The sequence below is a fragment of the Olegusella sp. genome, from assembly GCF_057238325.1.
This window is the reverse complement of sequence record NZ_DBHHGF010000001.1, coordinates 397,969-413,752: the sequence shown is the minus strand read 5'-3', so window position 1 is coordinate 413,752 and position 15,784 is coordinate 397,969. Positions and strand designations below refer to the sequence as shown.

General features: G+C 49.2%; 14 protein-coding genes. All 14 read left to right on the top strand.

The genetic code is table 11. The features are described from left to right. The 14 genes from lepB to tsf all read left to right on the top strand — a co-directional run bounded on the left by lepB (position 1) and on the right by tsf (position 15,745). A complete protein-coding gene (lepB, locus tag ACO5JD_RS01930; protein WP_484987236.1) occupies positions 1-549 on the top strand; it encodes a signal peptidase I in 549 nt (182 codons plus the stop codon). A 92-nt stretch (positions 550-641) separates the two neighbouring features. Then, a complete protein-coding gene (locus ACO5JD_RS01925) occupies positions 642-1,547 on the top strand; it encodes a glycine--tRNA ligase subunit alpha (RefSeq protein WP_484987234.1) in 906 nt (301 codons plus the stop codon). Continuing rightward, positions 1,548-3,644 carry a glycine--tRNA ligase subunit beta gene (gene glyS, locus ACO5JD_RS01920; RefSeq protein WP_484987232.1) on the top strand — a complete coding sequence of 699 codons (2,097 nt, stop codon included), beginning with the start codon at positions 1,548-1,550 and terminating at the stop codon, positions 3,642-3,644. 68 nt (positions 3,645-3,712) lie between these two features. After that, entirely contained in the window at positions 3,713-4,117 is a 405-nt protein-coding gene (locus ACO5JD_RS01915; protein WP_021625331.1) for a kinase/pyrophosphorylase, read from the top strand. Between the two features lie 184 nt (positions 4,118-4,301). Further along, positions 4,302-7,031 carry a pyruvate, phosphate dikinase gene (ppdK, locus tag ACO5JD_RS01910; protein ID WP_021625330.1) on the top strand — a complete coding sequence of 910 codons (2,730 nt, stop codon included), beginning with the start codon at positions 4,302-4,304 and terminating at the stop codon, positions 7,029-7,031. 213 nt (positions 7,032-7,244) lie between these two features. Continuing rightward, the gene (rplS, locus tag ACO5JD_RS01905) at positions 7,245-7,589 is read left to right on the top strand and encodes a 50S ribosomal protein L19 (RefSeq protein ID WP_484987230.1); all 345 of its coding nucleotides are present in this window, start codon (positions 7,245-7,247) and stop codon (positions 7,587-7,589) included. 100 nt (positions 7,590-7,689) lie between these two features. Next, the gene (locus ACO5JD_RS01900) at positions 7,690-8,475 is read left to right on the top strand and encodes a ribonuclease HII (RefSeq protein ID WP_021625328.1); all 786 of its coding nucleotides are present in this window, start codon (positions 7,690-7,692) and stop codon (positions 8,473-8,475) included. Positions 8,476-8,649: 174 nt separating this feature from the next. Beyond that, positions 8,650-9,063: a YraN family protein gene (locus tag ACO5JD_RS01895; RefSeq protein WP_021625326.1), complete on the top strand. Its 414-nt coding sequence runs from the start codon at positions 8,650-8,652 to the stop codon at positions 9,061-9,063. A 1-nt stretch (position 9,064) separates the two neighbouring features. Further along, positions 9,065-10,558 (top strand): YifB family Mg chelatase-like AAA ATPase, encoded by a 1,494-nt coding sequence (locus ACO5JD_RS01890; protein WP_035438035.1) that lies wholly within the window; start codon positions 9,065-9,067, stop codon positions 10,556-10,558. A 12-nt stretch (positions 10,559-10,570) separates the two neighbouring features. Next, positions 10,571-11,479 carry a DNA-processing protein DprA gene (locus ACO5JD_RS01885; RefSeq protein WP_021625324.1) on the top strand — a complete coding sequence of 303 codons (909 nt, stop codon included), beginning with the start codon at positions 10,571-10,573 and terminating at the stop codon, positions 11,477-11,479. Positions 11,480-11,518: 39 nt separating this feature from the next. Next, positions 11,519-12,904 (top strand): methylenetetrahydrofolate--tRNA-(uracil(54)-C(5))-methyltransferase (FADH(2)-oxidizing) TrmFO, encoded by a 1,386-nt coding sequence (gene trmFO, locus ACO5JD_RS01880; RefSeq protein ID WP_484987228.1) that lies wholly within the window; start codon positions 11,519-11,521, stop codon positions 12,902-12,904. Beyond that, positions 12,901-13,851, top strand: a complete 951-nt coding sequence (locus ACO5JD_RS01875) for a tyrosine recombinase XerC (RefSeq protein WP_021625322.1) — start codon at positions 12,901-12,903, stop codon at positions 13,849-13,851. The genes trmFO and ACO5JD_RS01875 overlap by 4 nt, the downstream gene beginning before the upstream one ends. 213 nt (positions 13,852-14,064) lie before the next feature. Next, positions 14,065-14,832, top strand: a complete 768-nt coding sequence (gene rpsB, locus ACO5JD_RS01870; protein WP_021735511.1) for a 30S ribosomal protein S2 — start codon at positions 14,065-14,067, stop codon at positions 14,830-14,832. A 40-nt stretch (positions 14,833-14,872) separates the two neighbouring features. Continuing rightward, positions 14,873-15,745: a translation elongation factor Ts gene (gene tsf, locus ACO5JD_RS01865; protein ID WP_484987226.1), complete on the top strand. Its 873-nt coding sequence runs from the start codon at positions 14,873-14,875 to the stop codon at positions 15,743-15,745. Positions 15,746-15,784: the final 39 nt, after the last annotated feature.

Sequence of the window (15,784 nt, the reverse complement as noted above, 5' to 3'; positions counted from 1 at the left end):
ATGGAAAAACGTGGTATTCCCAATTGGCTGCAATGGGTGTTGGTCTTTGTTATTGCTATTGGGGCCAGTTTGCTGATACGCCGTTATGTGGTTGAGTTTTATGAAGTACCGTCAGGTTCGATGCTTCAAACAATCCAGCAAGGGGATCACCTGATAGGTGAGAAAGTTAGCCTATGGACAAATGAGCCTCAGGTGGGTCAAATCGTAACTTTTAACGATATTAAAGGCACAGGCGATACGCTTATTAAACGCATCATTGCGGGTCCTGGTCAAACCGTTGATATCAAGGATAACGCAGTTTGGGTTGATGGTAAAAAGCTTGATGAACCCTATACTTCGGGGACTCCCACTTTACCTTTAAGCGATACTTGGGTTGCAGGTGGAATTAGTTATCCCCTTACCGTTCCTGAAGGACAGGTTTGGGTTATGGGGGACAATCGTACAGATTCTCTTGACTCGCGTTATTTTGGACCCATCCCTATAAGTTCCATCACTTCTGAGGCGGTATGGATTTATTGGCCGCTCAACCGCTGGGGTGCCTTAAAGTAGACACGCAGTTTTTATGAGCTGCAACTGATGTGACAAGAAAATCAAGGTATGGTTTTGCCGTACAAAGAAGTTAACGAGAGGAAAGCAGGACTATGAGTACTACTCCACTAAGCTTCCAAGATATGATCTTGGCCCTTGAACATTATTGGGCAGATCAGGGTTGTACGGTTATGCAACCTTACGATAGCGAGGTTGGTGCTGGTACCTTTCATACCGCCACTTTGCTACGTAGCTTGGGGCCCGCTGCTTGGCGCACCTGCTATCCGCAGCCTTGCCGCCGTCCTGCTGATGGACGTTATGGTGAGAATCCCAATCGTATGCAGCATTACTATCAATTCCAGGTAGTACTCAAGCCTAGCCCTGCTGATTCTCAGGAGCTATATTTGGGATCGCTTACAGCAATTGGCCTTGACCCTGCAGAGCATGACGTCCGTTTTGTTGAGGATGACTGGGAAAGTCCTACGCTAGGTGCTTGGGGCTTGGGTTGGGAAGTCTGGATGGATGGCATGGAGGTCACTCAATTTACCTACTTCCAACAGGTGGGTGGTATTGAAGTTGACCCTGTTCCCGTTGAGATTACCTATGGCCTTGAGCGTATTGCTATGTATGCCCAACAAGTTGATTCGGTTTATGACTTGGTATGGAGTTGGCTGCCTGACGGCACCGCTATCAAATACGGTGATGTCTTCCTTGAAAATGAGCGTGAGTTTTCGGCATACAACTTTGAGGTTGCCGATGTTCCTATGATGAGACAGAAATTTGATGACTACGAGAGGGAATGCCACGCCTGCCTTGACCGCAAGTTGCCGCTTCCTGGCTATGACTGCGTTATGAAGTGCAGCCATGCCTTTAATCTGCTTGACTCTCGTGGAGCACTGTCTGCTGTTGAGCGTGCAAACTATATTCTTCGCGTGCGCACACTTGCCAAAGCCTGCTGCGAGTCATATTTGGCAGAGGTTGCAAGCAAGTCTGATGCAGAAAAGAAGGAGGTGGCCTAAATGGCTGATAAGAAGGATTTTCTTCTCGAAATTGGTACTGAGGAAATGCCGTCCGCCCCTCTTTCCAACGCCGTTGCTCAGCTGGGAAAACTAGTGGACGAAGGTCTTGATGAGCTTGGGTTGTCTCACGGCAAGGTACGTATTATCTCGACGCCGCGTCGACTAGCTGCTCTGGTGGCAGACGTTGCTTGTGCTACCGAGGAGCGCAATGAGTCTCGTCGTGGACCCGCTGCACGCATTGCCTTTGATGCAGAGGGCAATCCTACCAAAGCAGCTCTTGGATTTGCTCGTAAACAAGGCGTGAATGCTGAGCAGCTGAGGCGGCATGTAGATGCCGATGGCAACGAGTATGTTTTTGCCGAGATTCACGAAGAATCTCGTCCGGCAGAGCCTCTGCTGACCCAACTATGTGAGCACATCATCTCGCATCTTGAATGGCCTAACTACCGTAGTCAGCGCTGGGGTTCTGAGCACGTGAGCTTTGTGCGTCCAGTTCGCTGGATTTGCGCTCTTCTGGGTAGTGAAGTTATAGATGTAACTTATGGTGACGTGACAAGCAGTAATACAACCCGTGGTCATCGCGTGTTAGGTGCGGGCGAGCATGTAGTCGCCGAGCCCAAGCTTTACGAAGATGTTCTGCGCTCTGCTTGTGTACTTGGTGAAGAAGAGCGTACAGCGGTTATTCGTAAGGGCACTGCTCAAATTGAAGCTGAGCGTGGTGGCGCACATGTTGATACGCCTCGCGCTACTTTCCAAGAGGTTGTCAACCTTTGTGAGTGGCCCTCGGTTATTGTGGGTAAGTTTGATGAGGAGTTTCTTGCTGTTCCTCATGAGATTATCTGTGAGTCCATGCTTTCCAATCAACGTTATTTCCCTATTTATGACAAGAATGGCAAACTTACCTGCGAGTTTGTTGTTGTTAGCAATGCTGACCCTCGCTGTGCTGCAACGGTTATCGATGGTAATGAGCGTGTGGTTAGGGCTCGTCTTGACGATGCAAAGTTCTTCTATGATGAGGACCTTAAGGTTCCGATGGATGAATTTGTTGAGCGTTTGAGCCAAGTTGTCTTCCAAGAGAAGCTAGGTAGCATGCGTCAAAAGGTTGAGCGTATGGAAGCTCTTGCTTTGGCAGCTGCACATCAGTTGGATGCTAATGAAGAACTGGCGCAGAAGGCACAACGCGCTGCACATCTTGCCAAGGCAGACCTTGTGAGCCAAGCAGTTATTGAGTTTACAAGTCAGCAAGGTGTTATGGGCGGCTACTACGCTGAGGCAGCGGGGGAGCCTGTTGATATTGCTGATGCAATTCGTGAACACTATCGTCCTCGTTTTGCAGGCGACAAATTGCCTTCTGGTGTTGTTGGGCAGCTTGTGGCATTGGCTGACAAAATTGATACCGCTTGTGGCATGTTTGCCATTGGTGAGCCGCCCACAGGCTCTGCAGACCCCTTTGCCGTGCGTCGTGCAGCAATTGGCGTGATTGCTATTCTTAAGGTTTTGCCCAAGCTTGAGCTTCGCAAACTTATTCATTGTGCGCTTTCTAGCCTTGCTGCACAGGGTATTAGTTTTGATGTGGCTGAAGTTGAGACGGATGTTGTCAAGTTTTTTGCAGGTCGTCTTGCTGCTATGGCCAAAAAAGATGGTATTGCTCCAGACACCATTGATGCTGTTTCTGCGGTAGGTGTAATTGACCCTGCGGAATTCTTTGCTCGCGCTCATGCTCTTGATGAGGCGCGTTCAAGCCAGCCTGAACTTTTTGATGATTTGGCGGTGGCATACGCCCGTGCTGCGCATCTTGCTGACAAGAATTTGGGTATTGAAGTTGACGAAACTTTACTTACTGAATCCGAATCTGTCTTGCTCCAAGCTTGTTGTGAAGGTGAACAGAATGTGGAGAAAGCGTTGGCTTCAGGTGACTATGAGGGGGCTTGTCGCTCTCTCGCGGCATTAAGAGAGCCCATCGACCGATTCTTTGATGACGTACTTGTCATGGACGAGGACACTAAGTTAAGGGAGAATAGGCTTCGGCTGTTAAACCGCTTTGCAAATGTCTTCGCAGACGTGGCGGATATCGGAGTACTTTCCCGCAAACGCTAGGTATGCACGCATTGTCATGTGTACAAAGTCGGACACAAAGGTCCGGTTTGAGAGGAAGGAACGCATTCATGCCTGAGGACTTCATCGGTGAGGAGATTGGGGAAGAGCCCCTTCCCGTCGTATTCGTTCTCTCTGACGCTCGCGGCAAGACTGCGGTCGGCGTCGTAGAGGCTGCGGCTGACCAGTTTGAGGATGGCGCGATTGTTGTTAAGCAGCTGGGCAATGTAAACAATGTTGAGATGGTTTGTGACTACCTTGACAAGAATCGCGAAGAGGATACACCTACGGCTGTTTTCCACACGATCGCTGATAAGAATCTTCGCCGTGATATTAGGCGCGAGCTCGACAGTAGGGGTATTCCTTCTGTTGACTTGCTCGGTCCTTCCATCACGGTTATTGCTAGCCTTACGGGTTCTGAGCCCGCAAGTATCAGTGGTCATCGTGCAGAAATTTCTGTGCAAGAGCTCGCATAACCTGCTCATATTGTGAAAAATTGAGCTAGACAGCAGGCCAATATTTCCTCGTAGTGCGGAAATGATGGTCTGTATGTCTGGCTTTATTAATTTGAATTCAGCTTAAGTGCTGGATTGCGCTATCATGCTGTTGTTGGTACAGGGGTAGCTTTGGCTGCCCAAAGCAACGAATCAAGGAGTGCGTATGGCTGAAAAGCACGTGTACCGGTTCGGCTTTGACGAAAACGGTAAGAATGTGACTGAGGTCGCAGGCGAGACCGTCGACAAGGCAAAGTGGATTACTGGTGGTAAGGGTGCAAACCTCGCCGAGATGGCCAATATTGGTCTTCCTGTTCCCCCAGGATTTTCTATTTCCTGCCAGACTTGTGTTGAGTATTCTGGCGCAGGCAATGTTTGGCCTGAAGGTGTACTCGACGAGATTGACGAGTACCGTAAGGATCTCGAGAAGCGTATGGGCAAGAAGCTCGGTGACGCTGAGGATCCTCTGCTGGTTTCAGTGCGTTCCGGCGCTCCTTTCTCCATGCCTGGCATGATGGATACGGTTTTGAACCTTGGTCTGAATGATGACTCTGTTCAGGGTCTTATCAAGCAGACTGACAATCCCCGTTTTGCTTACGACTCCTACCGTCGTTTTGTCCAGATGTTCTCTGACGTAGTTATGGGCGTTTCTGGTCAGCTCTTCGAGGATGCCATCAATGCCAAGAAGGCCGAGAAGGGCGTTAAGCTTGATACTGAGCTCGATGCTGATGACCTTAAAGAGCTTGTTGCTACGTTCAAGCAGATTTTTGCTGATAACGTTGATGTCGAGAAGTATCCTGAGATTGAGGTTGACGGCAAGGCTGTTTTCCCCCACGACCCCATCCTGCAGCTCCGTCTTGCCGAGCAGGCAGTCTTTGGTTCTTGGAATACCGAGCGCGCCATCCTTTACCGTAAGCAGAACAAGATTCCCGATGAGCTTGGTACTGCTGTCAACGTGCAGGTCATGGCCTTTGGTAACAAGGGCAACACCTCTGCTACTGGCGTTGCATTTACCCGCAACCCTGCTGATGGTACCAATGAGCGCTACGGTGACTTCCTAGTCAATGCTCAGGGCGAGGACGTTGTTGCTGGTATTCGTAACACTGAGCCTATCGCCGATCTTCCTCATGTCCCCGGTCTTGAGGAGGCAGGCAAGGAACTCTTCCGTGTCTTCGAGATTCTTGAGGATCACTACGCCGACATGATGGACCTCGAGTTCACCATTGAGCAGGGCAAGCTTTGGATGCTGCAGACTCGTGTTGGCAAGCGTACTGCTCTGTCTGCACTTCGTGTTGCTATCCAGATGGTTGAAGAGGGCCGTATCGACAAGAAGACCGCTGTTTCCCGCGTTGCTCCCGATCAGCTTGATCAGCTGCTCCACCCTCAGTTTGACTCCAAGGCAAAGTATGATGTCGTTGCTAAGGGTATGAACGCTTCTCCTGGTGCAGCCGTAGGCGCTGTCGTCTTCTCCTCTGCTGACGCTGTTGCTTATAAAGAAGCTGGCAAGCCCTGTGTTCTCGTTCGCTGGGAGACCACTCCCGATGACCTTGCCGGTATGGTTGCCGCTGAGGGCATCTTGACCTCCCATGGTGGCAAGACCTCTCACGCAGCAGTTATTGCTCGTGGTATGGGTGCACCCTGCGTATGTGGTTGCGAGTCCCTCCAGATTGATGTCGCCAAGAAGGAAGCTACCATTGCTGGTACCGACATCGTTTTGAAGGAAGGCGACGTCATCTCCATTGATGGCTCCACGGGTAATATCATCCTCGGTGCCGTTGAGTTGGTTCGCCCCGAGCTCGCTGGTGACCTAGGTACCATCCTCGAGTGGGCTGACGAGATTTCTAATGACGAGTCCCTTGGTCGCGTCTTCAAGGTTCGCGCCAATGCTGACAACCCTGCTGACGCAAAGCTCTCCCGTGAGTTTGGTGCAACTGGTATCGGTCTTGACCGTACCGAGCACATGTTCTTGGGTGACCGCAAGCAGCTTATTCAGTCCTTTATCCTTGCCGAGGATCAGGCAACCAAGGACGAGGCTATTGCCAAGCTGTATGAGGCTCAGATTGGCGACTTCTACGAGATGTTCAAGGCCATGGATGGTCTACCTGTCATCGTGCGTCTGCTTGATCCCCCCCTGCATGAGTTCTTGGAGTCCCCGCGTGAGCTTGAGGTGTCTCTCGCACGCGCTGAGGCAAAGGGCGAGGATGTCAGCGAGGGTAAAGCTCTCCTTAAGAAGCTTGACAGCTATCAGGAAGCCAACCCCATGCTTGGCCTGCGTGGTTGCCGTCTGGGCATCGTCTATCCCGAGCTCAATGATATGCAGACCCGTGCAATCGCCACCGCTATGGCTCAGCTCAAGAAGGAGGGGCTCGATCCTCAGCCTGAGATCATGATTCCTCTTGTCTCTCTTGAGACCGAGCTCGAGCAGGTTCGCGCTCAGGTTGAGGCTCAAATCAAGGCTGTGAGCGAGGCAGAGGGTGTCGAGCTCTCCATCCCCGTTGGCACCATGATTGAGATTCCTCGCGCTGCTGTCATCGCTGATGACATTGCAAAGCATGCCGACTTCTTCTCCTTCGGCACCAATGACCTCACTCAGATGGGCTTTGGCTTCTCTCGTGACGACGTTGAGTCTGCTTTTGTTCCTCAGTATCTTGACCGTAAGATTCTCAAGTCCAACCCCTTCGAGACACTCGATCCTGGCATTGCTAAGCTCGTTAAGCTTGGTGTTGAGGGCGGTCATGAGGGCAATCCTGACATTGTTTGTGGTGTCTGCGGCGAGACCGGTGGTGACCCTGAGTCTATTCACATGTACTACAAGCTCGGCTTAGATTATGTCTCTTGCTCGCCCTACCGTGTGCCTATTGCACGCCTTGCGGCAGCACAAGCCAAGCTTGACTAGTTTGATTTTTGCATCAAACTGATTTTGGGAGGAGCCTCTCGGGGCTCCTCTTTTTTGTGAAATTGCACGTAGCTTATGTGATACGGCAGACAAAAACCTTTATTGGTACTTGTAAGGGGCTTGATAAACGCTTAAAATGACTCACAGTGTGTAAACATGCCATGTGCCGTGCTTGAGTTGGCGGCACCTCTGGACGAGAAGACAGGAAGTTTCATGGACTACATCAAGGCGATTGAGCGTCAGCAGATTCGTGAGGATATCCCCATCGTCATCGTTGGCGATAACGTCAAGGTGCACTACCGCATTAAGGAAGGCGAGCGCGAGCGTCTGCAGGTCTTCCAGGGTGATGTTATTCGCATTAGTGGCGAAGGTGCTCGCGAGACCTTTACGGTTCGTAAGCTTAGCTTTGGCATTGGTGTTGAGCGTACATTCCCCATGCACTCTCCCAAGATTGCAAAGCTCGAAGTTGTTCGTCATGGTCAAGTACACCGTGCAAAGCTGTACTTCCTCCGCGATCGCGTTGGCAAGGCTGCTCGTCTTCGCGAGAAGCGTATCTAGTTTTAGTGCAACAAAAAGAGTGCTTCAGCCGTCCTTCGGGGCGGCTTTTTTGTGCTATGGGCTTGCTGTGCTACATTTTATTTGAATAAAATGAGGGAGGATGTCTGTGGAGCATGCTGCGACAGCACGAGAGATAGCGGGGCTTTTTAAAACTGCCTCTCATGATGAACTAGATGACTTGATTTCTCGCTACGCAGAAGATCCGAGGAGTCAGGTGCAACAAGCGGTAAAAAGTGCACGTAGGCGTCAAGAACATTTCTTGCAGGAATGCAGCCGTGTGCAGGGGATGTATCGCCTGCAGAGAGAACTTGGTGGCTCAGGCATCATTGTGGGTGTAGATGAGGTGGGTAGAGGCGCAATAGCAGGACCTTTGACCGTGGCAGCAGTGGTATTGCCAGATGAGCCAGAGATTTTGGGTGTTAATGACTCCAAACAACTGAGTCCCCAGCAGAGACGCGAGCTTGCTTTACGAATTCAGACCGTGGCAGTTTCTATAGGTATTTCCCATATACCTGCTGATGTAATCGATAAACAGGGTATGGCAGCTTCGCTTAGACAAGCAATGAGTGAAGCTATTGTTGATACAGGGGTTGAACCAGACTCTGTTTTGATTGATGGAAATCCCGTTCATGCTCATCCCAAGGAGCGTACGATTGTTAAAGGCGATGCAAAGATTGCCTCAATTGCCGCAGCCTCGATTGTTGCCAAAGTGACACGAGATCAACTGATGATTGAGTATGGCAAAAGTTATCCTGAATACAACTTTGCTTCTTGTAAAGGCTATGGTTCTGCAGAACATATTGCCGCAATTAAGCGATTTGGACTCACACCTCTTCATCGTGTAAGTTTTTGCAGCAACTTTGTGGAAATGCCATCGCTTTTTTAAGAATATTTTTGTGCCACACTTTTGCGATTCTTGTCAGTTGAGATATTGCTGCTGGACTGCCTTGTTATGCAGCTGCAATTGCAAGACTGCTTGCAGCTGAAGGTCAGCTTGGTAACAAGCAAAATCCAAGTTGCTTTCTTCAAAGTCTTATGAGGGACCGAGAAGGGAGAAATTTTGGAAGCAGCAGAGCGTGAAAAACCAATTTCAGAGTTGACTTCAAAGGAGCTAGGTCATCTAGGTGAGTGCTTAGCTTGTCGTTATTTAGAAAAAACTATTGGCCTAAAAATTGTAGAGCGTAATTGGATTTGTTCTGCTGGAGAGGCAGATATCGTTGCGATTGATGATAAGAAGCATATTCACCTCGTTGAGGTGAAAACACGATATACCACCAAGGAAGCTTCAGCGATATATCCTGAAGAGGCAGTTAATCAAGCCAAGCAACATCGCTATCGCGATATTGCGCTGATGTATCTCAGCGCTCATTCTCTTGAGACACAGGTGTATTTTAGCGTGCTTGCACTTAACGTATATGGTCAGCACAACGCCCATGTACGCTACATTCCCCATGCTTATGTGTGGGATGAATAAAATGGCAACACAGTCTCGATTTGCAGTACATACAGCAGTTATTAGGGGAGCCGAAGCTCTTCCTGTAACCGTAGAGGTATCTCTTGCTGCTGGAATTCCTGGGATGACCATTGTTGGTATGCCTGATTCCGCAGTCTTGGAAGCGCGGCCACGCGTGCGCTGTGCTTGTAAGGCATCTGCCTATGAATTGCCACGACTCCATATTACGGTCAATCTTGCTCCTGGAGAACTGAAAAAGCGGGGGAGTGGTTTGGATTTACCTATAGCGGTAGCAACTCTTGCTGCTACCGGACAAATTCCCCATACAGATCTAGATAACTGCCTTTTTGTGGGGGAACTCGCATTGGATGGTGGGGTAGCTGCTGTACGAGGAATGGTCGCTTATGCGCTTCTTGCCAATGAAATGGGTTTGGAGTTGATATCGGGGGCAGGAGAGGCTTTACCAGCAAATTTGGCATCACATATGAAGGTACTCACAAGCTTGAACCAGCTTAAACAGGGGGTGGACCGATTAGCTTATGACAAGCAAACTCAGTTTTTAGAAACCCCAAAGCTGTCAAATAGCCTTGATTTTGCCGATGTTATAGACCAAGAGATAGCCAAACGTGCTTTTTGCTTGGCTGCTACAGGCGGCCATGGTTTACTCATGGTGGGCCCTCCTGGGGCAGGGAAAACCATGCTTGCCAAGCGCCTACCCACTATACTCCCAAGCTTAGCTGCGGAAGAACAGACAGAGGTGCTGCTTATTCACTCCTTGGCAGGAGAACCCCTAGCTGAGGGTTTTCAAATGATTCGCCCTTTTAGATTACCTCATCATTCTATTTCATATGCAGGCATGGTGGGTGGTGGCAGACCTGTTATGCCTGGCGAGGTATCGTTAGCCCATCATGGCATTTTGTTTTTGGACGAGCTGCCAGAATTTGCTCCAGCTACCCTGCAAGCCTTACGCCAGCCCCTTGAAGATAAAGAAGTGCGCATTGTTCGCGTAGATGGTATTTATAGATTTCCCTGTGCCTTTCAATTAGTTGCTGCTGCCAACCCATGTCCCTGTGGTTATCTGGGTGATTTAGGGCATGTATGTACCTGTAGTCCTGGGCAAATCACTCGCTACCAAGGACGTATTGGCGGCCCTTTAATGGATCGTATTGATTTGCAGGTTAATGTGACACGACCTAAGGAATCGCGCGTTATTCAAGGGGAGTTAGGTACAAGTTCTACTCAGATGAAAGAGATTGTCTGTCAAGCTCGAGAGTTTTGCGCATGGAGAGTTGCACGTAATGAAAAATTGCATACAAGCAGCCTCGCTGAAATTGCCGCACTCGATCTTAAAGCTCAAAACACCTTGGAAGATATTGCTCGAAGAAAGTCTTTTGGAGGTAGAGCTATTTCACGAGTTGTAAGAGTAGCAAGGACAATTGCAGATTTGGACTGTCGGGATGAAGTAAACAGTACTGACATTATCGAAGCATGTTCGTATCGTACGATGAGTTCATAGAGAGGCAAAAGTATGTATACAAGTCATGAATTGCACTTAGGAGATGAAGCATATCCCACAGAATTAGAATTGTTAGAAAAGCCTCCAGATACTCTTTATGTGTATGGTGACCTAGATGTATTAGCAGAACGAAAACTCTCTGTAGTGGGTGCCCGGCAGGCAACTCCTTATGGTATTGCAGCTTCACGCATGGCAGGACGTGTTGCCGCTGAGTGCGGACTTTGCGTAGTTTCTGGTGGTGCACGTGGTTGCGATAGTGCCGCGGCACGTGCAGCTCTTGCCGCTGGTGGAAAGACCATAGTGGTCTGTGGAACAGGTGCCGATCTTGTGTATCCAGACAGTTCACGTGACGTCTTTGAGGGGGCCCTAGCCCAGGGTGGTGCGATAGTTTCTATGGAGTGTTGGGGTCGACCTCCCAAACGTTGGGCTTTTCCTAAACGTAATCAGCTCATTGCAGCTTTAGGAGAGGTTTTGTTTGTGTGTGAGGCAGGTGTTCGTTCGGGGACTACTAGTACAGCCGAGGTTGCGACAAATTTAGGACGAAGAGTTTATGCAGTACCTGGCTCAATTTTTTCGCCCCAATCAGTTGGTACGAATCGCCTTATTGCCGATGGTGCCGCAATGGTATGCAGTGAGCAAGATTTAGAAGCCATGATTGCTCTTGATTTTGGCTGTCTCCGCGCCTGGACAGGACAAATACCTGCAGAGGAGGGGAGAGTGCTGTCTGCTCTCATTGCCTCTGCTACGCGACCTGATGAGCTGGCTACGACTTTAGGCATGGATCCCCTCACGCTTTTGCGGACACTTTCTGAGTATGAGACCAAAAATATTGTTGAGCGACTTCCTGATGGTCGTTATGCTCCTACTGCTGACTATTTGAATACACGCGCTAGAATTGGACAAAATACAGGTCACCTATGACCGTTTTTCGATGAGCCTTCTTTGATTGGTTGATCCTATATGGCAGTAGTTGTTGATATTGTTGGCGGAGGTCTTGCAGGTAGTGAGTGTGCGTTGACACTTGCGCGTCGTGGTATCGCTGTGAGGCTTTATGAGATGCGTCCTCAAGTGCTATCTCCTGCACACAGAACGTCAGATTTTGCTGAGCTTGTTTGTTCCAACTCTCTTAAATCTCTTCGAGCTGATAGTGCGGCGGGGTTGCTCAAACGTGAACTCGTGCTCATGGGTTCTGCCTTGATTGAACTTGCCCTTAAAGCAAGCGTACCAGCAGGTGGAGCGCTTGCAGTTGATAGGGAGCAATTCTCGCAGCTAGTCAATGCTGCCATTGAAGCTGAGCCTCTTATTGAAGTTGTTTGCAAAGAAGTAACGAATCTTCCGAAGGGCTATGCAGTTATTGCTGCAGGTCCTCTTTGCTCACAGTCACTCTTTGAGGCACTTTCAGAAAAGCTTGGGGCAAGTCGTATGTCGTTTTATGATGCGGCCGCTCCTATTGTTGATGCGGAGTCTCTTGATAAAGAAATTATTTTTAGTCAGTCACGTTATGAAGAAGCAGGTAGTGGTGATTATCTCAACTGTCCTTTAAACAAAAAAGAATACGAGCAGCTTGTAGGAGAGCTTATCTCAGCCAAACGTGTGATTGCTCGCGATTTTGAACAAAAGGATCTCTTTAGTGCCTGTCAGCCTATTGAAGAAGTAGCCCGTAGTGGTATTGACTCCTTGAGGTTTGGAGCGCTTAAACCTGTAGGTTTGACCGATCCTCGCACAGGTCATCGCCCTTGGGCAGCAGTTCAGTTACGTGCGGAGAACGTCAATAAAACTGCTTATAACCTTGTAGGTTTTCAGACCAACCTTAACTGGGGTGAGCAAAAACGAATATTTCGTCTTATACCAGGTCTTGAACATGCAGAGTTTTTCCGTTATGGCGTTATGCATAGAAATAGTTTTGTGGACAGTCCACATGTGCTAGAACGCGGTTTTTGCGTACCTGGAACCCAAATTCGTCTTGCAGGGCAGATTACGGGTACCGAGGGCTATACCGAGGCGATTGCTTCGGGTCTGTTTGCGGCACTCAATACCTATGCAGCCCTTAAAGGCCTTGCAGCTCCAGAGTTGCCACCAACCGCAGCATTTGGTTCGTTGGTACACTACGCTTCAGATCCCTTTTGTGTTGATTACCAGCCCATGCATGTTAATTTTGGCATCGTACCTCCATTGGATGGTCCGCGTCTCAAAAAGCGAGAACGCTATGCTGCATATGCCAAACGTGCAAAAACAGATATGGAAGTCTTTGTACAAAATCGACAAGACCTTTTTGGTAAGTATGCAGGTACATGGCCTGATACAAACTGGGAAAATGCCTCTGTGGAAGGTCATGAGGACGCATGAATTCTATAGACGCTCAGAAAGAACAGCAAGGGCAGCAAGATTTTTCAGTATTGGTCAAGCAGTACCTAACCTATCTTAAAGACGTTCGCAATCTTTCTGTTCATACACTACGTGCTTATCAAGGTGATTTGGAAGCATACTGTGCCTGGCTTGAGCGTCAGCAGATTGATGGACTTGAAGTCTCTCACCGTCAAATTCGTTCTTGGCTTGCCGAGCAGGTACGTGCGCGCTATGCCCCATCTACCATTGACCGGAGGCTTTCTGCTATTCGCGATATATATCGTTGGCTTGTGAGAGAGGGTTTTACCGAAAAAGATTGTGCTGCAGCTGTTGCGAGTCCTAAAAGAGCAAAGACTTTGCCTCATACGCTTGATGCTGCTTCAGTAGAAAAACTTCTTGCTGCTTGTGATCTCAGCAGTAGTGAGGGAATACGTGACCGTGCTTATTTAGAATTATTAGCGGCGACAGGGGGACGTATCTCAGAAATATCTGCCCTTAATATATCTGACATCGATTTGGATCTTAAACAAGCTCGTCTTTTTGGAAAAGGTTCCAAGGAACGTATCGTTCCACTTTATCCTGAAGCTATTAAGCGTTTGCTTGACTATTATCAATTCGCGCGTCCAGCGCTGTTAGCAAAGGCGAAAGTACAAAGCGATGCTGATAGGCAAGCAGTATTTATCTCTACACGTGGTAAGCGTATGAGTGCAGATGCGTTGAGGGTGCGTTTTTCGCACTATATCAAGCTGGCAGGTCTTGATCCTTCACTTACGCCTCATGCTATGCGCCACTCATATGCTACAGAGCTGCTTTCAGGGGGAGCAGATATACGTTCTGTTCAAGAACTTTTGGGGCATGCGGATCTTTCCACGACTCAAATTTATACACATCTTTCAATAGATCGTCTCAAAGAGGCGGCTCGCCAGGCACATCCAAGGGCAGATTAGTTGCGGATTTGGGCGCCTTGTGATGGCAAAATTGCTCTCAATGTGAGCTTGGTGCTGCTTAGCTAAGCTGTTATACTGTCTAATTGCTGTGCGTCCGCACAGTATATTTCACACGCGTGGCCACCCAAAAGCCATGGTGCCTAGGCTACAGCCATAACCTAGGTGGCTTAAGGGGATGACACCACGCGGAGGATCAACCAATGGAGGTTAAAGATGGCTAAGATTACTATTCAGACCTTACTTGATGCAGGTTGCCACTATGGTCACCAGACCCGTCGCTGGAACCCAAAGATGAAGCCTTATATCTTTGGTGAGCGCAATGGCATCTACATTCTCGATCTAAAGCAAACCCTTTTTGACGCTGACAAAGCCTATACCTTCCTCAAGGAGACTGCTGCTAAGGGTGGCAATGTTTTGTTTGTTGGTACCAAGAAGCAGGCTCAGGAGCCTATTTCTACTCAAGCTGCTCGCGCTGGTATGCCCTACATCAATCAGCGCTGGCTTGGTGGCATGCTCACCAACTTTGTAACCATGCGTTCTCGTATTGATCGTATGGAACAGCTCGAGGCTATGGTTGAGACTGGTGACATGGCTCGTCGTGGCAAGAAAGAGCAGGCCGTGCTTACCAAGGAGCTCGAGAAACTGCAGCGTAACCTTGGTGGCGTTCGTGATATGCGCGCCCTGCCTCAGGCACTCTTTGTTGTTGATACTAAGCGCGAGGAAATTGCCATCAAGGAGGCCAACCGTCTTCACATCCCCGTTGTTGGTCTTCTTGATACCAACTCTGACCCTGACGTGATTGATTACGGCATTCCTGCAAACGATGATGCTATTCGTTCCGTTGATTTGATGTGCCAGCTTGCTGCTGATGCAGTTCTTGCTGGTTCTGGCAAGGAGCAAATGACTGCTGCTGAGATGGCAGGCGAAGATGCCGCTTCCATTGAGGCTGAGATGGCCACCGAAGCTCCTGCTGCAGAGTAATTCAGACCAACCAACAAATAGACCCTTAAAGGAGGTCACCATGGCACAGATTACCGCTGCTCTTGTTAAGCAGCTCCGCGAGATGACAAACTCCCCGATGATGGAGTGCAAAAAGGCTCTTGTGAAAGCTGATGGCGATATTGAGCGCGCAATTGACGTTCTTCGTGAGATGGGTGTAGCCAAGGCAGTAAAGCGTTCTGGTCGTGCTACCAATGAGGGCACTGTTGCTACGTACGTGTCCGAGGATGGCAAGACTGGTGCACTGCTTGAGCTTACCTGCGAAACCGACTTTGTGGGCACCAACCCCAAGTTTACTGGCTTTGCTGCCGATCTTGCCAAGGTCGTTGCTGAAAACGACCCTGCAGATGTCGATGCACTTAAGGCTTGCGCAATGGGCGAGGGTACCGTTGAGTCCGAGCTTACCGAGATGATTCATGTCATCGGCGAGAACATGAAGATTGTTCGTTTTAAGCGTATGACTTCCACGGGCGCTCTTGCTAGCTATATCCATCTTGGTGGCAAGCTTGCAGACCTTGTGTCCTTCTCTTTTGCCAAAGCAGAGACTGCTGCAAATGAGGATTTCAAAGCTTTTGCGCATGATGTTGCCATGCAGGTTGTTGCTGCCGATCCCGTTGCTGCACGCCGTGAGGATGTTCCCGCTGACCTGCTTGAGCGTGAGAAGACCATTTATGCTGCACAGGCCGCTGAGTCTGGTAAGCCTGAGTTTGTTCAGCAAAAGATGATCGAGGGTCGTGTTAATAAGTATTACAAGGAAAACGTCCTTACCGAGCAAGTCTTTATCAAGGATTCTGATGTCACCATCAGCGAGCTTGCAAAGAAGGTTTCCAAGGCCGCAGATGATACCATCGAGATTCTCGGCTTTGAGAGATATGCTTTTGGTGAGACTGAGTAAGCTTTTATATGCGTTAGGGGGCCGGCGCAAGTCGGCCCT